Annotated in this window: 19 protein-coding genes and 1 tRNA gene; 14 read left to right on the forward strand and 6 right to left on the reverse strand. The window is 59.5% G+C overall.

The window, feature by feature from the left end; translation table 11 throughout:
- Positions 1-322: 322 nt before the first annotated feature.
- Entirely contained in the window at positions 323-1,477 is a 1,155-nt protein-coding gene (locus GAO09_RS22070) for a hypothetical protein (protein ID WP_235938391.1), read from the forward strand.
- A 182-nt stretch (positions 1,478-1,659) separates the two neighbouring features.
- Here GAO09_RS22070 and GAO09_RS22075 read toward each other — a convergent pair whose 3' ends face one another.
- Genes GAO09_RS22075 through GAO09_RS22085 form a run of 3 tightly spaced genes read right to left on the reverse strand, consistent with a single transcriptional unit; the run spans position 1,660 to position 3,988 of the window.
- A complete protein-coding gene (locus GAO09_RS22075) occupies positions 1,660-3,012 on the reverse strand; it encodes a sensor histidine kinase (RefSeq protein WP_153357670.1) in 1,353 nt (450 codons plus the stop codon).
- Positions 3,009-3,668 (reverse strand): response regulator transcription factor, encoded by a 660-nt coding sequence (locus GAO09_RS22080; RefSeq protein WP_153357673.1) that lies wholly within the window; start codon positions 3,666-3,668, stop codon positions 3,009-3,011. Before GAO09_RS22080 ends, GAO09_RS22075 begins: the two co-directional genes overlap by 4 nt.
- A 5-nt stretch (positions 3,669-3,673) precedes the next feature.
- Complete coding sequence (locus tag GAO09_RS22085) at positions 3,674-3,988, reverse strand: PepSY domain-containing protein (protein WP_153357676.1); 315 nt, start codon at positions 3,986-3,988, stop codon at positions 3,674-3,676.
- Positions 3,989-4,119: 131 nt separating this feature from the next.
- Between GAO09_RS22085 and GAO09_RS22090 the strand changes: the two genes are divergently transcribed.
- Positions 4,120-4,419 carry a PepSY domain-containing protein gene (locus GAO09_RS22090; RefSeq protein WP_209018795.1) on the forward strand — a complete coding sequence of 100 codons (300 nt, stop codon included), beginning with the start codon at positions 4,120-4,122 and terminating at the stop codon, positions 4,417-4,419.
- An 86-nt stretch (positions 4,420-4,505) separates the two neighbouring features.
- Entirely contained in the window at positions 4,506-5,498 is a 993-nt protein-coding gene (locus tag GAO09_RS22095; protein WP_153357681.1) for an alpha/beta fold hydrolase, read from the forward strand.
- Positions 5,499-5,504: 6 nt separating this feature from the next.
- Here the strand turns inward: GAO09_RS22095 and hisN are convergent, their stop codons facing one another.
- Both hisN and GAO09_RS22105 read right to left on the reverse strand, forming a co-directional pair.
- Positions 5,505-6,278, reverse strand: a complete 774-nt coding sequence (hisN, locus tag GAO09_RS22100) for a histidinol-phosphatase (protein ID WP_153358325.1) — start codon at positions 6,276-6,278, stop codon at positions 5,505-5,507.
- 281 nt (positions 6,279-6,559) lie between these two features.
- Positions 6,560-7,444, reverse strand: coding sequence for an N-formylglutamate amidohydrolase (locus tag GAO09_RS22105; protein WP_153357684.1), 885 nt, complete (start codon positions 7,442-7,444; stop codon positions 6,560-6,562).
- A 201-nt stretch (positions 7,445-7,645) separates the two neighbouring features.
- Here GAO09_RS22105 and cpdR1 point away from each other — a divergent pair, with 201 nt between their 5' ends.
- The 7 genes from cpdR1 (at position 7,646) to GAO09_RS22140 (ending at position 12,095) form a co-directional block, all read left to right on the forward strand.
- Positions 7,646-8,008 carry a response regulator CpdR1 gene (gene cpdR1 / locus GAO09_RS22110; RefSeq protein WP_153357686.1) on the forward strand — a complete coding sequence of 121 codons (363 nt, stop codon included), beginning with the start codon at positions 7,646-7,648 and terminating at the stop codon, positions 8,006-8,008.
- A 102-nt stretch (positions 8,009-8,110) separates the two neighbouring features.
- Positions 8,111-8,185, forward strand: a tRNA-Val gene (locus GAO09_RS22115).
- 228 nt (positions 8,186-8,413) lie between these two features.
- Positions 8,414-9,325, forward strand: a complete 912-nt coding sequence (locus GAO09_RS22120; protein WP_153357689.1) for a LysR family transcriptional regulator — start codon at positions 8,414-8,416, stop codon at positions 9,323-9,325.
- A 55-nt stretch (positions 9,326-9,380) separates the two neighbouring features.
- Entirely contained in the window at positions 9,381-9,980 is a 600-nt protein-coding gene (locus tag GAO09_RS22125; RefSeq protein WP_153357691.1) for a hypothetical protein, read from the forward strand.
- Positions 9,981-10,105: 125 nt separating this feature from the next.
- Positions 10,106-10,501, forward strand: coding sequence for a hypothetical protein (locus GAO09_RS22130; protein WP_153357694.1), 396 nt, complete (start codon positions 10,106-10,108; stop codon positions 10,499-10,501).
- Between the two features lie 155 nt (positions 10,502-10,656).
- Entirely contained in the window at positions 10,657-11,067 is a 411-nt protein-coding gene (locus GAO09_RS22135) for a DoxX family protein (RefSeq protein WP_153357696.1), read from the forward strand.
- A gap of 68 nt (positions 11,068-11,135) precedes the next feature.
- Positions 11,136-12,095 (forward strand): glutathione S-transferase family protein, encoded by a 960-nt coding sequence (locus GAO09_RS22140; protein ID WP_153357698.1) that lies wholly within the window; start codon positions 11,136-11,138, stop codon positions 12,093-12,095.
- Here the strand turns inward: GAO09_RS22140 and GAO09_RS22145 are convergent.
- Positions 12,092-13,252, reverse strand: a complete 1,161-nt coding sequence (locus GAO09_RS22145) for a GGDEF domain-containing protein (RefSeq protein ID WP_153357701.1) — start codon at positions 13,250-13,252, stop codon at positions 12,092-12,094. The two genes, GAO09_RS22140 and GAO09_RS22145, sit on opposite strands and share 4 nt — an antisense overlap.
- 264 nt (positions 13,253-13,516) lie before the next feature.
- On the opposite strand from GAO09_RS22145, the gene GAO09_RS22150 reads away from it, so the two are divergent.
- From GAO09_RS22150 to GAO09_RS22165, 4 genes are all read left to right on the forward strand, one after another.
- The gene (locus GAO09_RS22150) at positions 13,517-16,873 is read left to right on the forward strand and encodes a transglutaminase family protein (protein ID WP_153357704.1); all 3,357 of its coding nucleotides are present in this window, start codon (positions 13,517-13,519) and stop codon (positions 16,871-16,873) included.
- Positions 16,874-16,882: 9 nt separating this feature from the next.
- On the forward strand, positions 16,883-19,297 hold the full coding sequence (locus tag GAO09_RS22155) for a circularly permuted type 2 ATP-grasp protein (protein WP_153357707.1): 2,415 nt from the start codon (positions 16,883-16,885) through the stop codon (positions 19,295-19,297).
- A gap of 20 nt (positions 19,298-19,317) precedes the next feature.
- On the forward strand, positions 19,318-20,196 hold the full coding sequence (locus tag GAO09_RS22160) for a transglutaminase family protein (RefSeq protein WP_153357709.1): 879 nt from the start codon (positions 19,318-19,320) through the stop codon (positions 20,194-20,196).
- 118 nt (positions 20,197-20,314) lie between these two features.
- The gene (locus tag GAO09_RS22165; RefSeq protein ID WP_209018796.1) at positions 20,315-21,568 is read left to right on the forward strand and encodes a vWA domain-containing protein; all 1,254 of its coding nucleotides are present in this window, start codon (positions 20,315-20,317) and stop codon (positions 21,566-21,568) included.
- The last annotated feature ends 9 nt before the right edge of the window (positions 21,569-21,577 follow it).

Genomic DNA, 21,577 nt, shown 5'->3' on the forward strand with positions numbered 1-21,577 from the left:
GCCCGACCTCTGTTTGCGGACCCGTTATCGGCGCCCGCAGAACCAAGATGGGAATTGCATTTTCCGGCTTCAAGACCTTTTTTCCGGATTTGCGCATATGCAACTTATATGCGAATTTTAGTAAACTCGAATGCGGCGTTCTCCAATACGTTCCGCAGGGAAAAATCCCGTCAGAGCGCCAGTTTGTCGCAGGCGAACCGTTTCGCTGATTGCCAAAAAGCAAATAACCCGTCAGAAAATGAACTATCGTCAAAATTGCACGAGCGGATTGTCCGGATGCCTTCGCCCCGGCCGCCTCTGCAATATCGATAGGAACAAAACGATGCATTCCGCTCACCGAGCCGGATGGCTCATTCTCGCCCTGCCCCTTTTTGTTGCCGGACCGGCAGCCGCTCACGTCAAATGGTTTGCGCCCTACATCGTCGGCGCCCCGCCGCAACCGATCAGCGCCACGCTGACAGATACCTGGTTCTGGTTCGGTATCGCCCTCGTATTGGTCTTCTTTCTGGCCACCCGCGCCATCGAAAAATCCAGCGCCGGTGAGCGCATTCTGCTCGGCATGGACCGCCTGACCGATCCGCTGTGGAACCGCCTCGACGATTTCGTGCGTTGCGTGGTCGGCGCCTTTTTCATCGCTATCTTTGCCGTCGGCGGCGTTTACCTGACGCCTGACCTGAAAACGCCTTCGGAAATCGTCTCATGGGGTCAGTTGCTGATCGCCCTGCTGATCTTCTTCCGCCGCACCCAGCCGCTCGCCGCCGCCGGTATCATTCTGCTGTGGCTACTGGCGCTCAGGGACTATGACATCTTTCACCTGCTCGACTACCTGGCGCTCGGCGTCGGCGTGGCCGCCTATCTGGTGATGGAGGCCTCTTCGAACGAGGAACTCAGAAAGCACCGGTTCCAGGCGCTGCGCTGGGGTGTCGCCATCGCGCTGATGTGGTCCAGCCTCGAAAAGTTCGCTTATCCCGACTGGTTCTATCCGCTGGTCGAGGAAAAGCCGTTCCTGACCTTCGGCATGCCGCGCGACGTTTTTATCCCGATGGCGGGCGTATCGGAATTCACCATGGGTTTTGGCCTGTTGTGGACACCGCTGGTGCGCCGACTTTCGGCTGTGGCCTTGTTCGTCATCTTCAACGCCGCCGTCTATCCCTTTGGTCGCGTCGATCTGATCGGCCACGCCCTGATCATGGCCGTCATCGTGGCGATTGCCGCTGATCATACGCGCTACGTCTTTTTCGTTCCACAATTCAAGAAGCTGCTGGCGGGTGTGCCGATCGGCATTGCCGCAGCACTGGTGATCTTCGCCTCGTCCTATTGGGGCCTGCATATCGCGCTTTATGGCCAAGAGGGCGACGTGGCGGCGATCCACCGCACCACCCACAGCCCTGACCCGGATCATCCGCACCCGACCGATGCGGCGGATGCGACGCCGGTAGCACCGCATGATCATGGTGGCGCAGAGCATAGGCATTGAGGCGGGGCGTCTGCCTCTTCTGCGAGGGGATGAGTGGCTGCCGAAGACGTTGAATGTCAGGCCATTGCCCCTCATCCGCCTGCCGGCACCTTCTGTCCGGCGGGAAAACGGGTCTGTGCCGCCCGCACGCGATAGCCCTATCCCTTGTGAGAGGACCAGCGGACCGGGCTCTTCCGCTATCCCTATCCGACCACCTCGAACACTACCGACACCATCAAGCCGCTACCCTGCCGGTTTTCGATCGACAGGGTCAGTCCATAAACCTCGCAAATTTCCTTGACGATCGACAGTCCGAACCCGGTTCCCGGCGTCTGGCTATCCAGCCGCACACCGCGCTCGGTCATGCTGCGGATCTTTTCAGGGTCCACGCCCGGCCCGTCATCTGCCACCACCACCCGGCCATGCTTCCAGCCGATGCACACTTCGCCCGTCGCCCATTTGACGGCGTTCTCGGTGAGATTACCGATCAGTTCGCGCAGATCATGCGCATCGAGCGGCACATTCGGTGGCGCACCGATCTCGACCGTCCAGGCCAGCGTCTCGCCCTTTGGCGTGCGCTGCAGCGTCTTCACCACCTGTCCGACGATCTTTTCCATATCCGCATCGGCTTGGCGCATGTCGGCATTGGCGACGATGCGGCTGCGCGCCAGTTCGTGCTCCACATGGCCGCGCATCAGGCGCACCAGTTGCTCGATCTCGTCGGCGATCTCGTCTTGCCCGCGCTCGCGCAAGGTCAGGGCATCATTGGACAGCACGGTGAGCGGCGTTTTCAAGCCATGCGCCAGATCGCCAGCCCGTGCCCTCGCCTTGGCCAGCGACTGCGCCTGCGATTCCAGCAGTCGGTTGACCGCCTGTTCGACCGGCGCGAATTCCACCGGCAGCGCGCCTTCCAATCTGCCGCTGTGGCGCTCGCGAATGCGGTCGAGCCCCTTGGTCAGGTCCGCCAGCGGTTTCAGGCCATAAAAAACCTGCACAAGAGATGCGCCGATCAGAAAGGCCGCCAGCCCCGCGAGATAAGGCAGGATATCCAGCGCGAAACCACGGCTCGCCTCGTCCAGTGCCTTTGTGTCCGACGCGACCGAAATCTGCACCGGCTTTAGCCCGGCAGGCGCGCTCACCATGATTTGCCGTTCCAGCACGATCAACCGCGTGTCGTTCGGCCCCTCTGCTTCATAGCGATGCACGGCACCATCATCCGGCAGGTCCTCGGGGCTGGAAAGACTGGTATCCCACAGTGATTCCGAGCGGAACATGGCAGGCGTCGTCGCATCACCGATCTGCCAGTAAAGCCCGCCATAGGCCTGCACAAACCGCCGGTCTGTCAGGCTGAAGGGATGTTCGATGCGGCCATCGGCACCAAGCCTGATCGATCCTGCAATCGTGTTGATATGCCCCTTCAGCTCCTCTTCCAGCCGCCGTTCCAGGCTGGCCGAAAACATCGAGGTCATGAAGAGTGCTGCCAGCGCCAGCGCCGAGGGAACGGCAACCAGCGAAACGAGAAGAAAGCGGACGCGGATCGAAAGCGGCCGCTTCATGCAGCACCGATGCGGTAGCCGTAACCACGACGCGTAGTGATCAGGTCCTTGCCGAATTTCTTGCGCAAACGCCCGATCAGAACTTCCACCGAATTGCTCTCGCGCTCGAAATCCTGAGCGTAAAGCTGCTCGGTCAGTTCCAGCTGCGAGACATGCCGTTCGGCATTGGCCATCAGATAATGCAGGCAGCGATATTCGAGCGGGGTCAGGTCGGCCGGCTGACCATCAAGCGAAACCGTTCGGCTGCGCGGATCGATCTTCATGCGGCCGGCGGAAAGAACCGGGCTGGCCTTGCCCTGCGAGCGACGGATGATCGCCCGCAGACGCGCCAGAAGCTCCGGCATCTGAAAGGGTTTGGAGAGATAATCGTCGGCGCCGGCATCGATACCTTCGACCCGTTCCTCCCAATTGCCGCGTGCGGTCAGGATCAGCACCGGCAATTCGCGCTCGGCGGTGCGCCAGCGTTTGAGCACGGAAAGCCCGTCCATGCTCGGAAGGCCAAGATCGAGCACGACGGCGGCAAAATCCTCGCTGTCACCGCGATACCAGCCGCTTTCGCCGTCATTTTCGTGTTCCACGAGATAACCGGCACGCGTCAGGTGATGCGTGATGTCGCGGGCGATCAGCGGGTCGTCTTCAACAAGCAGAATGCGCATGGGCCTCAGTCGTCGTCATCATCGTCAACATCGAGAATGGCGCCATCCTTTGCATCCATCTCGATCTCGTAAAGCCGGCCATTCGCCTGCAGCACCTTGAACTCATAGGTAAAACGATCCTCGTCATCATCGAGTTCAACGCGGATGATGTCGCCCGGATAACGCGCGCGCAGCTTTTCCTGCAGCACGGATAGCGGCAGCACGTCGCCGCGTTTCACCGCATCGCGCAGCTTGTCCAGATCCCGCGCGACACCGGCCGCAGGCGCGGTCAGCAGCAGCGCGGCGACGAGCGACGCTTTTATAAGGACATGGTTCAACATGGACGCGAAACTAACATTCCCAAACTGAAATTTGGCTGACACCTGCCGTCAGTTATCGATCAGTGGCCGTGACTTAGTGTGGCTTCATCGGCAGGGCAATGGTGCCCGCCATACGCCCAAGGAGACCACCCATGAAAAAGCTCGTTCTCGCCGCCGCCATTGCCGCCACCACGCTGACCGCGTTTGCGCCGCTTTCCATCGCTCATGCCGATGATCGCGATGACCGCCGCTGCGGCAATGTCCAGCTTGAGAAGTGGATGAGCGAAGCCCAGATGCGCGACCGCGCCACCGGCCTTGGCATCGAGGTGCGTGACATCGATATCGACGACGGCTGCTACGAAGTATCCGGCCGCAACAAGGACGGTCGCAGCATCGAGGTCAAATTCAACCCGGAAACCGGCGAACAGGTCTCGATCGACAGTGACGACTGATTTTTTGCCAACGGGCGTCGGTCAAGGCCGATGCCCGAAACGACTTTCCCCTTGACCCGAAAAACATTCCGCCTATCGCTTGTCTCATGAGCGAAGCAGAAACCACCACGCCCGAAATCCTGCGGTCGACGCCCGACAATCCGGTGCCGCCGAACCATTTTGCCGGCTTTTTCACCGGCCATCGCGGCGCAAAGCTGCGCTATGCGGTGTTCCGCTCGGACATTTCGCCGGCGCGCGGTACGATCGTTCTGCTGCATGGCCGCAGCGAATCCATCGAGAAATATTACGAGACGATCCAAGATTTCAACGCCATGGGCCTATGGGTGGCGACCTACGACCTGCGCGGTCAGGGCGGCTCCGATCGGCTGCTGAAAAAGCCGAAAAAGGGTCATCTGCGCCGCTTTTCGGACTATGAACACGATCTCGACCTGTTTCTCGAACAGATCGTGCTGCCCGATACCCGCCTGCCCTTTTTCCTTGTCGCGCATTCCACAGGCGCACTGATCGCGCTCGCCGCCGCTCCGAGGCTTACCAACCGCATCGACCGAATGGCGCTGGCGGCGCCTTTCGTGGGACTGACCGGCCAGGCAATGTCGGAAGGCCTGATCCGTCTGATTGCCGGATCGCTGACCAATATCGGGCTTGGGCAGCTGTCCGCCGGCCCCGACCAGAACAACCGGCCATTTGCCGGTAATCCGCTGACCTCGGACCCGAAACGGTTTGCCCGCAATGGCGCCATCGGCAAGACATTTCCGGAACTGGAAATCGGGCCGCCGACCATGCGCTGGCTGAAGGAAACGCTGAAGGCGGGTCGCCGCATGGCCTCGCAGGCGCATCTCACCCACATCACCATACCGACGCTGATACTGGCGCCGATGCGCGACGGCATCGTGCCCTATGCGGCCCAGGAGGAACTGGCCCGCAATTTCCGCGCCGGCCAGCTGGTCAACATCATCGGTGGGCGCCATGAACTGTTCAGCGAGGACGATGTCTATCGTGCCCAGGCGCTGGCGGCGATCGAAGCCTTCATGCCCGGCAGCGATGCCGCTGCAATCGTTACCGACGACGCAGCAGCCTAGACCGGATCAGCGGGCGAGAAGCGCCCTCACCTCTTCATAAACGGCGCGGCTGCCGGCAGCGATGATATTGCCACCCTCTTCCGGCCGTCCGCCGTCCCAGGTGGTGATGATACCGCCCGCCTGTTCGATGATCGGGATCAGCGCGCCGACATCATAGGGTTTCAGGTTGTTCTCGACCACGATATCGATATGCCCGCCGGCCAGCAGCGTATAGGCGTAACAATCTGTGCCGTAACGGAACAGCCGCACCTTTTCCTCGACCGATTTATAGGCGACGAGATCTGCACCCTCAAAGATGTGCGGCGAGGTGGTGAACAGGATCGCATCCGACAATTTTCCGCAATCGCGCGTAAAAATCTGATGTTCGCCATCAGGGCCGCGATACCACGATTTTTCGCCATCGGCGAAATAACGCTCGCCGGTAAATGGCTGGTCCATCATGCCCATGGAAGCACGACCGTTTGAGCGCAAGCCGATCAGCGTGCCCCATGTGGGCAGGCCGGAGATGAAGGCGCGCGTGCCGTCTATCGGATCGATCACCCAGACATGCTCGCGGTCCAGCCCCACATTCTCGTGTTCCTCACCCAGAATGCCGTGCTCCGGAAACTGTTGGCTAATCAGCGCACGAATGGCGGTTTCGGCTGCGCGATCCCCTTCCGTCACCGGGTCGAACCCGCCGGCCAGCTTGTTGGTGACGGAAGTGCCGGTGCGAAAGCGCGGCAGCGTTTCGGCCTTGGCCGCATCGGCCAGCCTGTCGAAAAACGAACGATCTGGAAGCATGGTCACCCCGAAATTTGTATGCCCGCTCATAGACCACAGTTTTCTATCGAGGCCAATCGGGGCAGACTCAATAGGCAAATGCACATAATTTGTGCATTGTAATATTATGCTTGACGATTGTGCAATGCAGGCGTAATTTCGTCCTTGCAGTCTTCGGGCTGTAATACCCTCCTTGGGTGTTTCCTCCCTAGACTTGACCGCGCCTCGAGCGCGGTTTTTTTTGGCCGCACAAAACCGCCGCCTCGACGGGAGGCGTTCGAAAACCCGGAAATTCGAAAGAATTATTCGGCGGCCAGAGCCGAATCAGGACCGAATTCGGCAGCATAATCCGCCATCGATCCCATGAATTCGGTGAGCGCACGCGCCAGATCATCGAAATCCGGCCGCTTTCGGAGCGTCACCTCATCAATATAAAGTGCGCGGTTGATCTCGATCTGCAGCGCATGCAGCCCCCGCACCGGGCGACCGTAATGTTCGGTGATGAAGCCACCGGCATAGGGCTTGTTGCGCACGGCGGTAAAACCGAGCCCTTCCAGGAAATACATCGCGGCCCGAGACAGTTCGGCGGCGGCACTGGTGCCGTAACGGTCACCGATGATGAAATCCGGGCGGATATCCGAACCCGACAGACGGATGTTGCCGGGCATGGAATGGCAGTCGATCAGCACCGACATCCCGAATGTCGCATGGGTACGGCCAATCAGCCGACGCAGGCAGGCATGATAGGGTTTGTAGATTGTCTCGATGCGCGAAAGCCCCTCCTCGACGGTAAGGCGGCGGCGATAAATCTCCATATTTTCCGCGACGATACGCGGAATCGTACCAAGTCCGCCGGCCACCCGCATGGAGCCGATATTGACGTAAGGCGGCAACGCGCCGTCAAACATGCGCGGGTCGAGCTCGTAAGGCTCGCGGTTCACATCGAGATAGGCACGCGGGAAATGCGCCAGCAGAAGCGGTGCGCCGAGATTGGGCGCATGCGCGAAAAGCTCATCGACGTAATGATCTTCGGATCGCCTGATCCCCATCTCGTCGAGACGCGACTCACTCAGGAACTGAGCAGGATAATGACGGCCGCTATGGGGAGAATTGAAGACGAAAGGAATGGTCTGCGACGCGGGCTCCCTCACCTCGAATAACCCGATCTCCCCCGTCACTGCGTCCATCCGCCTTATCCGAAGCCGCCTTTACCATATTGGTAACTTGTTCGTAACGGCATGTTGCCAGTTGCCTGCAGCGAAGTCCATACTATGTAGTAACCCACCAATGGCGTCCTGCAGGGCTTCACCGGTTCTTTACCGCGAAATGCCTAATGTAGGATTTAGAGCCGAGTTTTAAACACGACCCACTGACGGTTTTCCAAGACGATGCAAAAAATCCTTCTCGCCGAAGACGATAATGACATGCGCCGCTTCCTCGTGAAGGCGCTTGAGAAGGCAGGCTATAAAGTCTCATCCTTCGACAACGGCGCCAGCGCTTATGATCGCCTGCGCGAAGAACCCTTCTCGCTGCTTCTGACCGACATCGTCATGCCGGAAATGGACGGGATCGAGCTTGCCCGCCGCGCAACCGAACTCGACCCGGACCTGAAGGTGATGTTCATCACCGGCTTTGCCGCCGTGGCGCTCAACGCAGATTCGAAGGCTCCGAAGGACGCAAAAGTGCTGTCCAAACCCTTCCACCTGCGTGACCTTGTGGACGAAGTGAACAAGATGCTGGCGGCTGCCTGAGGCAAAAACCTTGTGTCATAAGGGGTTTGAAAAAACTTCAAAAAATCGACACAAAACCGATTGACGGCGGCAAGACCATGTGGTTTATGCCGCCTCACGGAAGGGCGTGTAGCTCAGCGGGAGAGCACTACGTTGACATCGTAGGGGTCACAGGTTCAATCCCTGTCACGCCCACCATCCGTACCTTGCAAGGCCCTGTTTACGCAGGGCTTTTTGCATTTCTGGCCCACGCATTGCGAAGTGGCCGATAGCACCAGAAAGCTCGAATAAGCGCATGACGTGACTGCCGCCCCGCACGATGCTTCATCTCGTTTGCTCAGGTCCATCGAAACATCCGCCAAGCTCTTGAATGCGCCTGGAGCCCGGCACTAAGGTGACCGGGAAATGCAGCGGAGCGGGCACAACATGGACAGACTCGATTGCGACAGGATGTTCGTCGCAGTAGCCGAAAACGGCAGTTTCGCCGCCGCCGCCTCGCGCCTCGGCACCAGTACCGGACAGGCTTCCAAACTGGTCTCGCGACTGGAGGCGGACCTTGGCGTGCAGCTTCTTTCCCGCACCACCCGTGCCCTGTCGCTCACCGAAGCCGGACGTGGTTATCTGGAAGGCATCAAGCCGCTACTGGATGATTATGACGCGCTCGATACCGTGACGCGGCATGCCTCCGGTGCACCTTCGGGACGCTTGAGGATCAGCGCGCCGATCACCTTCGGCACCGCTCAACTGGCGCCGATATTAATAGACTTTGCCAAACAATACAGCGACATACAGCTGGATATTAATTTTTCTGATCGAAACGTTAATCTGGTGGATGAAGGTTTTGACGCGGCGATCCGTGTAGGAAAACCGGCCGACAGCAGCCTGATCGCGCGAAAACTCTGCGACAGTCGAGTCGTCGTGGCCGCCTCCCCCGCTTACCTTGCCGCCCGAGACACGCCAAAAACGCCGGCAGAGCTGGAGGGCCATGACTGCATCATCGACACCAATTTTCGCGAGCCTTTTCGCTGGCAGTTTGCCCGCGCTGATGGCGGCACGGATACGGTGATGATGAAGGGTCGGCTGCAATTCTCCAATGCCGAAGCCTGCCTTGCCGCCACGCTCGCCGGTTTCGGCATCGCCCGCCTGCCGAGTTTCATCGCCGGGCCATGCCTGCGCGACGGACGATTGACGCTGCTCCTGTCCGAACGCGGTTACGACGATTTTGGCATTTACGCGCTGTATCCGCCGGGGCGGCATCTGGCGCTAAAAGTGCGGGTGCTGGTGGATTTTTTGACCGCAGCATTCAGGGGGCGACCGGATTGGGACAAGGGGTGGTAGAAAGAATCATCACCTTGCATGATCCGGCCGGCTTCTTCTTCACCAAGGCAAGACAATGATATCTAATGAAAAAATTGAGGGATTTGGCTTCTCGGATCTCCGCACCGAACCACTTCGGCAGTATTCTCTCACGGAGTTTGCCAGCGATCCGCTACGATTTCTTTGCAATCTCGACCTTTTACATTTCAACTTCGTCATTTTCGATGATGAAATTATCAGATGCAGGTTTCAAGGCGAATCATGGAAGATATTTGGCGATCAAGGCGAGGACATGTTTGGCATAGAGGAGGCAAGCGGTAGAGTTTTCTTCATCACGCGGTCACTCGAAGGCGACACCGATCTTCAGATCTGTGCTGAGACCATGGATGATTTTGCCTCGTTGTTTAACATGTTCATTTCGTACACTTTTCGCTTCCGTGCCTCATTGAAACGCCCAGAGGACGATCAGGCGGAAGATGCCAGAACGTATTTTCTATCTTATGCCGGCAAATACTTAAACGCCGAGACGCTTGCCACCTCCTACTGGGCCACGATGTGTGAACTCGTTGAGCACGGCGAACTGATGCTGACCAACGATTTTGTACAACTTTTCTCCACCGATAGAGTGCTACGCGGAGATGACAGCTGGCTTGAAGAATCCACCGATAATTCGTGACGATCCGACATATGACATGCGTTGGTCGGCACGTGTCTGCGTGATGAAAGACCTGAGCCCGTTGTGTCGATAAATCAACAATCCAGACATCACTCAATACCGGCGAAAAGCAACGGAACGAAAGCATGAAATCGCCATTCCCTAAACGCTACTGGACCCGCGCCTCAATTGAATTCCTGTCGGAAAAATTTGACCATCCCATCTTTGATTACGAACAGGACTGGGCTTACACTGTTGCCGACTTCGGGCGTCTTGACGCCTATCTGTCAGTATTCCGAGAGCGTTCGATAAACGACGACATACGCTTCACGCTGGGCGACATGATTATCCAGGCGTTTGAGGACGAAGGCGATCTGGCAGCGGACCCGCGATGGGTAGAGTTCCTGGCACATGTATCGGCCGATTTCCGGATCCACGCCCATCAGGTCTGGTATTGGGCGGCGACAGACACACCTCTCGCGGACAGCTGGAAGGTCTCGCCATGGATGCGCGAATTGCTGCGTGAAAAAAGCCCGGGTTAGGACCATCAAGAACAAATGATAGGTTGTCTTCGCAAGGACTGCCAATTCCTTCCAGATCAGAAACAATCAATCTCATCTTAACCGGATAATCAGCCAAGCGGAACGAGTGCATAACCGGCAACATCATTGCTCCTACCCCCAAGGTTTTGCCCCATATGACCGACACCCGCACCGCTCCTTACGCCGCCCTCATTCTCCGCCTCAGCCTTGGCATCCTGTTTCTCGCTCATGCCGGCCTGAAGATTTTTGTGTTCACCCCGGCCGGCACCGCCGGTTTCTTTTCGTCGCTCGGCCTGCCGGGCTGGCTCGCCTATGTCACCATCGCCTGGGAACTGGTGGGCGCGGTCGCTCTCATCCTCGGCGTGCTGCCCCGTCTGGCCGCCATCGCCATGATCCCGGTCCTGCTCGGCGCCATTTTCACGGTGCATGGTCCGGCCGGTTTCTTCTTCACCAATCCGAATGGCGGCTGGGAATTTTTGGGCCTCTGGATCGTCGGCCTTCTGGCACTCGCCCTGATCGGTGACGGCCCCTACGCCCTGCGCCCCACACCTGTCGGCAAGCGCTAAAACATCATGACGGCAGGGTTTTCTCTTATACCTTGCCGTCACCAGCAGATAAAAACAGGACGATTAAAATGCTCGTGGATGGAAAATGGACGGCCGAATGGCACCCGGTACAGGCAAGTGACGCCAAGGGCGGTTTCGTGCGGCAGGTTTCCGGTTTCCGCCACTGGGTGACGCCGGATGGTTCCGCAGGTCCGACCGGTGATGCCGGGTTCAAGGCGGAAAAGGACCGTTACCATCTCTATGTCGCGCTGATCTGCCCCTGGGCCTCGCGCACGCTGATCGGCCGCAAGCTGAAAAAGCTGGAAGACGTAATTTCCGTTTCCGTCGTCGAGCCAAAACTGTCCGACGAAGGCTGGCAGTTCGGCACCTATCCCGGCGCGAATGAGGATGCGCTCAACGGCGCCACCTACATGCACGAAGTCTACACGATGGCCGATCCGCATTATACCGGCCGCGCCACCGTGCCCGTCCTGTGGGACAAGAAAAACAGGACCATCGTCAACAACGAATCCGCCGACATTTTGAAAATGCTCGACAGCGGTTTTGGCGCACTGGCGGATAATGCGGTCGATCTTTACCCCGCCGATATTGCGCAAGACGTCGAGGCGCTGGCCGAGGTCTTTTATCCAAAACTGAACAACGGCGTTTACCGCGCCGGTTTCGCCACCACGCAAGGCGCCTATGAAGACGCTTTTGCCGACGTTTTTTCCATGCTCGACACGTTGGAAACACGCTTTGCCGATGGCCGAAAATTCCTGTTCGGCGACCGTGTGACGGCAGCCGATGTGCGCCTGTTCGTAACGCTGATCCGCTTTGATGCCGCCTATCACGGCATCTTCAAATGCAACCTGCGCCGCATCGCCGACTATCCGTCCCTGCAAAGCTATATGCTACGTGTTCTGGCGCTGCCCGGCGTGCGCGAAACGGTCAATATCGACCATATCAAGCAGGGTTATTATTCGATCAAGGCGCTCAATCCGAACGGCATCGTGCCGGTCGGCCCGTCCATTGCGGGCGTGACCGGTTAGACTGCGCGCGCCAGCTCCGGCGGCGGCTCCAGCGTCACGGCGTTGCGGCCGCCCTTCTTGGAGCGATAAAGCGCCGTATCGGCACGCCCGAGCGTAACCTCGAAGGTCTCGCCATCGCTCACCAGCGCGATGCCGAAACTGGCGGTAATCCTATCGGCCGAAGCAATGCCGCGCAGTGCCGCCGGCACGCCCTCACGCAAGCTTTCCACCAATGCCACCGCCTCGTGGACTTCCCGGCCTGGCAGAACCAGCGCAAATTCCTCGCCGCCGATCCGCGCCACCAGATCCCCCTTGCGTCCGATCGAATGCAGATGCGCGGCAAAGGCACGGATAACGGCATCGCCGGCGGCATGGCCAAGCTGGTCGTTGATCGATTTGAAATGATCGATATCGGCCAGTACCACGACCAGAGGCCGGCGAACCGCGCGGCTGGAGGCAAATATCGGCGCCACCTGCTGTTCCAGCCCGCGCCGGTTCAAAAGCCCCGTCAGCGGATCGGCAATCGCCTGACGCCGCAATTCCTCCGCCAGATCGGCAGCAACGATCAACAGGGTCAAAAGGCCAGTGGCGATCATCCCGGTCGGCGTTCCGATGGAAAGAACCGCAAAGAACACCGGCCCACCGATCATGCCGCCATCACGCGCCAGCCATGCGGTAGCGGCGACGCTGCAGATATAGGCCCCGTAACCCACGAACAGAAAGCGCAGCATCAGGGCACGGCGACTGGCGGCCTTGATGGTCGCGACGATGATCGCCACCATGGCGGCATCCGCGCCAGCGGTGATGATGCGGTTGAGCATCCGCCCCTCGGCCCCGCCGATCATGAAATAACACAAGAGCAGTGCCAGCGTTGCGACGCCCCAGAATGCGAAGGTCAGACGATTGTCACGACCGGCGCGCAAGCCAAAACCCCAGGCGAGAAAGGCAAAGCTGGCAACCGACGCATGGCAGGCCAGCATGGCGAGGAGATCATTGTGGCCCGACAGTGGCCCGCCGATGATACGTGCGCCATGCCCGATAGTCGCAGCCATGAAGGAGAAAGCCCAGATCAAGGCATGGATACGCCGTCCGAACTGCCACCAGGCAACGAACAATGCAAAGCCGATCAGCAGGCTCGCGATAGCGAGGCTGGAGGACGTGATGAGAGCTGACAACATGCCACGTCCGTAAAGCTTTACTTATAAATAAAACCTTACAATGTGCCTTACCGGTGTTGGATTGACCGTTTTATCCCAAAACTGGTTCTGCCGTGGCGGGCTTGCCGCGCCAGGCAGCGCTGCCTTGAAAAATGCCGGAAACACGGCAACGAAAGCGCCTTGCAATCTTTCCCCGCATTGCACAAACTCGCATCAACGAAGATGTGACCGGCCCATTTAACGAGGCCGGGCAAGGGGCGCCCGCAAAGGGCTTTAAGGGGAACGATGTCGATCAAGGCAAGCGTCTACCATCTCACCCATTATATCTATGACAGACCGGTGCGACTGGGGCCGCAGATCATCCGGCTCAAACCCGCCGCCCATTCACGCACGAAAGTGCTGTCGCACTCGCTGAAGGTGACGCCAGAAAACCATTTCGTGAACCTGCAGCAAGACCCTTACGGCAACTATCTTGCCCGCTTCGTATTTCCCGAACCGGTCAGCGAATTCAAGATCGAGGTCGATCTGATCGCCGACATGACGGTCTATAATCCGTTCGATTTCTTCGTCGAGGAGGAGGCAACGAAATGGCCATTCCGCTATCCTGACGAACTGGCCGAAGACCTGTCAATCTACATGATCCCCGAGCCGCCCGGCTCGGCGCTGATCGATTATCTGAAAAATTTCGACCTTTCGCCCGACCAGCCGACTGTCGACATGGTGGTGGGCATCAATGCCCGCCTGCAGCAGGCGATCGGCTACGTCATCCGGATGGAACCGGGCGTGCAGACGCCGGAAGAAACGCTCGTCTCCGCCATGGGCTCATGCCGCGACACGTCGTGGCTGCTAGTGCAGATTCTTCGAAACCTCGGTTTCGCCACCCGTTTCGTTTCGGGTTATCTGGTCCAGCTGACACCGGACTTGAAGGCGCTCGATGGCCCTTCCGGCACAGAGGTCGATTTCACCGATCTGCATGCATGGTGCGAGGTCTATCTGCCCGGCGCCGGCTGGGTTGGTCTCGATCCCACCTCGGGCCTTCTGACCGGCGAAAGCCACATCCCGCTCGCGGCCACACCACATTACAGCAATGCCGCGCCGATCTCCGGCGGTTATTTCGGCGAGGCGAATACCTCGTTCGATTTTGCCATGAACGTCACCCGCGTTGCCGAACATCCGCGCATCACAAAACCGTTTTCCGACGAAAGCTGGGATGCGCTCAATGCGCTCGGCGAAAAAGTGGACCGCGAACTGGCCGTTGGAGACGTGCGCCTCACCATGGGCGGCGAGCCTACTTTTGTCTCCATCGACGATTTTGAATCCGACGAATGGAATACCGGCGCGGTCGGCCCCACCAAGCGCGAAAAGGCCGACGTGCTGATCCGCCGTCTGCGGGAAAAATTCGCGCCCGGTGGTTTCCTGCATTACGGTCAGGGCAAATGGTATCCCGGTGAAAGCCTGCCGCGCTGGACGTTTTCGCTCTACTGGCGCAAGGACGACCGGCCGATCTGGCAAAACCCGGATCTGGTTGCGCAGGAAGGCGGCGATTACGGGGTTGGCGAACAGGACTCGCAACAGTTCCTGACAGCCCTTGCCTCCGAACTCGGCATCGATGCGGAGATGGTCGTTCCCGCCTATGAGGACCCAGCCGAATGGCTGCTCAAGGAAGGTTCGCTGCCCGACAATGTCGATCCGTCGAATTCTCAGCTGAAGGACCCGGAGGAGCGCAACCGCATGATGCGCGTCTTCGAGCGCGGCCTGACCAAGCCGACCGGCCACGTCCTGCCGGTTCAGGCCTGGAACGCCCATGCCGGCGGCGCGCCGCAAACACGGCGCTGGGTCAGCGAGAAATGGAGCACCCGACGCGGCCGCATTTTTCTGGTGCCCGGTGACAGCCCTGTCGGTTACCGCCTGCCGCTCGGCACTCTGCCGTTCATCCCGGCCTCGCAATTTCCCTATATTCACGAGGCCGATCCGTCGATCCCGCGTGCGCCATTACCCGAAACCATCGTGCCGGTCGGCCGCGCTGAGGCGCAAGGCCGCGCCATGCCGGAATCCTCGTTTACGGCCAGCGACCCGGTCAATCCCGGCCGCGTTGAACAGAGCGTCAGCGAAATTCACGGCGCGGTGCGCACCGCCATTTCTGTCGAGCCGCGCGACGGACGCCTTTGCGTGTTCATGCCGCCGGTCGAGAAGATCGAGGACTATCTCGAGCTGATCACCGCCGCCGAAAACGCCGCCACCGAACTCGGCCTGCCTGTCCATATCGAAGGTTATGCGCCGCCGCATGACGAGCGCATCAACGTGATCCGCGTCGCCCCGGATCCGGGCGTCATCGAGGTCAACATCCATCCGGCCTCAAGCTGGAAAGAGACGGTCGACATCACCACCGCCATTTACGAGGAGGCCCGCCAGAGCCGCCTCGGCGCAGACAAGTTCATGATCGACGGCCGCCACACCGGCACAGGCGGCGGCAACCATGTCGTGGTCGGCGGCGCCAACCCCAATGACAGCCCATTCCTGCGTCGGCCGGACCTGCTGAAGAGTCTCGTCCTGCACTGGCAGCGCCATCCATCACTGTCCTACCTGTTTTCCGGCCTGTTCATCGGCCCGACCAGCCAGGCACCGCGCATCGATGAAGCCCGCCATGACAGTCTCTACGAGCTGGAAATCGCCATGGCGCAGATACCCACCCCCGGACAGGGCCAGCAGCCCCTGCCGTGGCTGGTCGACCGCCTGTTCCGCAATCTTCTGACGGACGTTACCGGCAATACCCACCGTTCGGAAATCTGCATCGACAAGCTGTTTTCACCCGATGGCCCGACCGGGCGTCTTGGTCTCGTCGAGTTCCGCGGTTTCGAAATGCCGCCGAATGCCCGCATGTCGCTTGCCCAGCAGCTTCTCGTGCGCGCCCTCATCGCCCGCTTCTGGAAGAACCCGGCACAAGGCGGTTTCGTGCGCTGGGGCACGGCGCTTGCCGACCGCTTCATGCTGCCCACTCATGTCTGGGCGGATTTCATGGATGTGCTGCGCGATCTGAAGGACAACGGTTTCGACCTGCGCCCCGAATGGTTCGAGGCGCAGCTGGAATTCCGTTTCCCCTTCTTCGGCGAGGTGGAGCACGAGGGCGCCAAGCTGGAACTGCGCCAGGCGCTGGAGCCATGGCATGTGATGGGCGAACAGGGTGCGATCGGCGGTACCGTGCGGTATGTCGACAGTTCCGTTGAACGCCTGCAGGTAAAACTGGAGACTTCCAATCCCGACCGTTACACCGTTGCCTGCAATGGCCGCGCCGTGCCCCTGAAAGCGGCTGGCACGTCCGGGGTTTCGGTTGCCGGTGTACGCTTCAAGGCATGGCAGCCAAGATCCGGCCTGCACCCGGTTCTGCCGGTTAACACACCTCTTACATTCGACATTTATGATAGATGGTCTGGCCGATCGATCGGCGGCTGCAGATATCATGTTGCCCATCCGGGCGGGCGCAATTATGAAACCTTCCCGGTCAACGGCAACGAGGCGGAAGCACGCCGGCTGGCGCGGTTCGAACCTTGGGGGCATACGGCCGGTCAGTATACGCTGATGGCCGAAACGCCCTCGCCCGAATTTCCGCTGACGCTCGATCTGCGCCGGCCTCTTGGAGCATGACGAAGCTTTATGTCCACCGGACCGGCAGCCGAACGCTTGATTGACAATGCGAGCGAAAACGAACCGACCCTCGGTTATGCGGCGCTGCCCGGCGTCGCCGATGAGATGCTGGACGGACAGGGCAATGTCAGGCCGGTCTGGCGCAAGCTGATCGCCCATCTCGACCGCCTGCCCATACGCGAACTACACGAGCGTTTTGCCCGCGCCGACCGTTACCTGCGCGATGCCGGTGTTTTTTATCGCACCTATGACAACAAGGACAATGGCGAACGCAACTGGCCGATCAGCCATGTTCCCGTGATGATCGACGAACGCGAGTGGGAAGGCATTTCGAAAGGCCTCGTCCAGCGTGCCGATCTTCTCGAAGCTCTGATGGCCGATATTTATGGCGATAACAGGCTGGTTCAGGAAGGCATCCTGCCGCCGCCACTGATCGCCAACAATCCGGAATTTTTACGCCCGATGGTCGGCGTGGAACCGGTCGGCGGCCATTACCTGCATTTCTGCTCCTTCGAGATCGGCCGCGGGCCCGATGGCAACTGGTGGGTTCTGGCCGACCGCACGCAAGCCCCCTCCGGCGCCGGCTTCGCGCTCGAAAACCGCGTCGCCACCACTCGCGCCTTTTCCGATCTTTATGCCGAGAGCCATGTGCATCGCCTCGCCTCCTTCTTCGGCGCCTTCCGCGATGCGCTGCAGGGTTACCGGCACAATCCGGATGACCGCATCGCCGTCCTCTCCCCCGGCCCTGCCAACGAAACCTATTTCGAACACGCCTATATCGCCCGTTATCTCGGCTTCATGCTCTTGGAAGGCGAAGACCTGACCGTCGTCAACAACCGCGTCATGGTGCGCACCGTCGCGGGCCTCAAGCCCATCGGCGTGCTCTGGCGCCGTCTCGATGCCTCCTATGCCGATCCACTGGAACTCGACCAGAATTCGCATATCGGCACGCCGGGCATGGTACAGGCGCTGCGCTCCGGCTCGATGACGCTGGTCAATGCGCTCGGTTCCGGCATTCTGGAAACCCGCGCGCTGATGGCCTTCATGCCGACGGTGTGCCGCAGCCTGCTCGGCGAAGATCCGCTGATGCCGTCGGTTGCCACATGGTGGTGCGGCCAGAAAGCCGAGCGCGAGCATGTGGCCAAAAATATCGACCGCATGGTCATCGGCCCGGCCTATTCCCGTCAGCCCTTTTTCGAAGACGATGGCCAGTCGAAACACGGCACGGCCTGGAGCAAGGTCAAGGAAGGCTCGCTCAGCACCTGGCTCGCCAATGACGGCGCAAATTTTGTTGGACAGGAAGTCGTCACGCTCTCCACCACGCCGGTCTATGTCGATGGCAAGCTGACGCCACGACCGATGTCTCTGCGCGTCTTTGCCGCCCGCACCGAAAAGGGCTGGCAGATCATGCCGGGCGGTTTTGCCCGCATCGGCTCGGGCGATGACGTAACGGCGATCGCCATGCAGTCCGGCGGTTCGGCCGCAGACGTCTGGATCGTCTCCGACAAGCCGGTCCCGAAACCGACGCTTTTGCCGCCGGAGGAAAGTTTTACCCGCAACATGCCGGGTTCGCTGCCAAGCCGCGCCGCCGACAATCTTTATTGGCTCGGCCGTTATATCGAACGTGCTGAAGGCGCCTTGCGCATCCTGCGCGCCTGGAACGTGCGTTACGCCGAATCCGCCGATCCGAATGCACCGCTGCTTGCCGATGTCACTCGCTACATGAAGGGGCTGGACATCGACATGCCGAAGGAGGCCATTCCGGCCACCCTGATCCGCAATCTCGACAGCGCCATCTATTCCGCCAGCAATATCCGCGACCGCTTTTCGCCGGATGGCTGGCTGGCTCTGACGGACCTTGCCAAAACCGCACGCCGTTTCCACGAGGTCGTCAAGCCGGGCGACGATGCCGCCCACGCCACCACCATTCTCCTGCGAAAACTCGCAGGCTTTGCCGGTCTCGTGCATGAAAACATGTACCGGTTCACCGGCTGGCGTTTCCTGTCCATCGGTCGTCATCTGGAACGTGGCCTGCACATGTCGGGCCTGCTCGGCCACATGTCCGGCGCGGATGCTCCCGATGGCGCGCTCGACATGCTGCTGGAGATTGGCGACAGCGTCATGACCCACCGCCGTCGCTACAATGTCGCGACCGCGCGCCTCACCATCAACGACCTGCTGGGCCTCGACCAGCTCAATCCGCGCTCGATCCTGTTTCAGTTGCACGAGATCCGCAACGAGGTGGAGCAACTGCCCAATGCCAAGCTCAACGGCCAGATGTCACCATTCCTGCGCGAGGCGACCCGCCTCTATTCAGGCCTTGCGGTGATGACGCCGGAAGCAATGGACGGCAAGGTCTATGAGCGGCTGGAAGCGGATCTCGAAAAACTGTCCGACATTCTCGGTCAGACCTATCTGCACTAGGCCCAGGAGAGATACCGGAAATGCTCTACGATCTCTCCCTGCATATGGGGTACGTCTATGACGTGCCGGCATCCGGCGCACGCCATGTCATCCGCGTGCTGCCGCTGTCCCTGCCCGATCGCCAGCGATTGATCGCCGGCTCGGTTACGGTCACGCCCAAGGCCGAGGAAAAAACGACCTTCATCGATTTCTTCGGCCAGCAGACCACCTCCGTCTTTCTGCGGGCGCCACATGAGAGGCTCGATATCCGCATGCAGGCCCGCGTCTCGGTCGAAACCCCGACGATCACCGTCGACCTCTCGCCGACGCTGGACGTGCTGCGAGACGAACTTGCGGACCTTCGATCCATCGATGCCGCCTCGCCGCACCACCTGACGGGGACAAGTCCGCGCCTGTCGGCAAACCCGCAAATCTCCGCTTACGCGCGCGAAGGCCTGAAAGCGGACCAGACTGCGCGCGAAATCGCCACCACGCTCTGCCACCGCATCCACCGCGATTTCAAATATGATCCCGAGGCAACCGCGGTGCAAACGACACCGGGCGAAGCCTTCGACATGAAGCGCGGCGTCTGCCAGGATTTTTCGCATATCATGATCGTCGCCTTGCGCAGCCTCGGCATTCCGGCCGGTTATGTCTCCGGTTTCCTGCGCACCATTCCGCCGCCGGGCAAGGAGCGGCTGGAAGGCGCCGATGCCATGCATGCATGGGTGCGCGTGTGGTGCGGTGAAACGACCGGTTATGTCGAGCTCGACCCGACCAACGACATTGCCGCCGGCAGTGATCATATCGTCGTCGGTTATGGCCGCGATTATTCCGATATCGCACCGGTCATCGGCGTTCTCAAAACCTATGGCAGCCACCAGACCGTACAGTCCGTAGATGTCATTCCGCTAAAATAGCACAGATTTATGCACGAAATCGCGACATCGATAAAATGCCGCGAAATATCTTCAGCCCGCATCTACGCACAACCGATAAACCGTCCGGCGTGGGTTCCAAATGGATTGGGCTGGGGCAATGAAAATCTCGCTTCCTTTTTCGCGGTTGCTGAACGACCGTGGTGGTAATTTCGGCATCATTACGGCGATTGTCGCTCCGCTGGCATTCGGTGCCGCCGGTATTGCGATCGACATCACCCAGGCCATGCAGATCAAGGCCGAGTTGCAGGCAATGGCGGACTCCGCGTCGCTTGCCGCATCAAAGGCCATGTCCGAAGACGACCTGACCCCCGCCCAGGCGAAGGAACGCGCCGAAAAGATCTATGCCGGACAGATGGTCAATTATCTGAAGACCGGCAAGGAAACCGACGCCGAAATCGACGAGATGATCGCCGCCCAGAAAGCTGCGCTGAAAATCACGATTGCGGAAGCGGCCAATGGCAGCCGCGGCAAGACCTACACGATCACCGTGGCATCCACCTATCAGATGCCGGTGAACGCAATGACGGGCCTCATCACCGGTTCGAACATGAATCTGGCGACCTCGAGCACGGCGGCCAGTGCAACCGAATCCACCAACGGGATTTCCATGTATCTGGCGCTCGACCGTTCGGGCTCGATGTCGTTCAAGACCTCGACGGTTATCAAGAACGCCAGCTGCGTGAACTATACGGAAAACAATTGGGGCAATAAGAATGTCACAAACACCCGCGATTCCCGTTATATCTGGCCCGAGAAGCCCTGCTACGTTCGCAAGATCGACGCCCTCAAGACGGCGGCCGGCAGCATGTTCACGGCTCTGAATACGGCTGACAAAAATTCGAACCTCGTTCGTGTCGGCGCAGTTTCCTACACCGATGAAACGCAGTCTGCCTCTTCTATCGACTGGGGTACATCCAAGGCTGCAAAATATGTATCCAATCTTCCGAGTATTCCGGAAGGCGGCACGGACGCCAACGGAGCCATGACGGCCGCAATCAATGCTCTGAAAAGCAGCAATAGCACCGAAAAGGATGCGCATAGCAAGAAGGGGAACAATAGCTTCAGCCGCTTTATCGTTCTTATGACCGACGGTAAGATGACGGGCTATAGCGCTAACTTTAACTACAATCTCGATCAGGGTGTCCGCGCCAAATGTGATGCAGCCAAAAAGGATGGGATCCAGGTTTATACGGTCGCCTTTATGGCCCCCAGTGAAGGCAAATCGCTCCTGAACTACTGCGCCACGGACTCCAGCTACTATTATGAACCGGACGACATGGAAGATCTGGTCAAGGCTTTCGGCGAAATTGCCGAAAAGGCTGCCAAGGCAACGACACGCCTGACCAACTGATCCTTCGCG

Source organism: Endobacterium cereale, assembly GCF_009617585.1.
GTDB classification, from domain to species: Bacteria; Pseudomonadota; Alphaproteobacteria; order Rhizobiales; family Rhizobiaceae; genus Neorhizobium; species Neorhizobium cereale.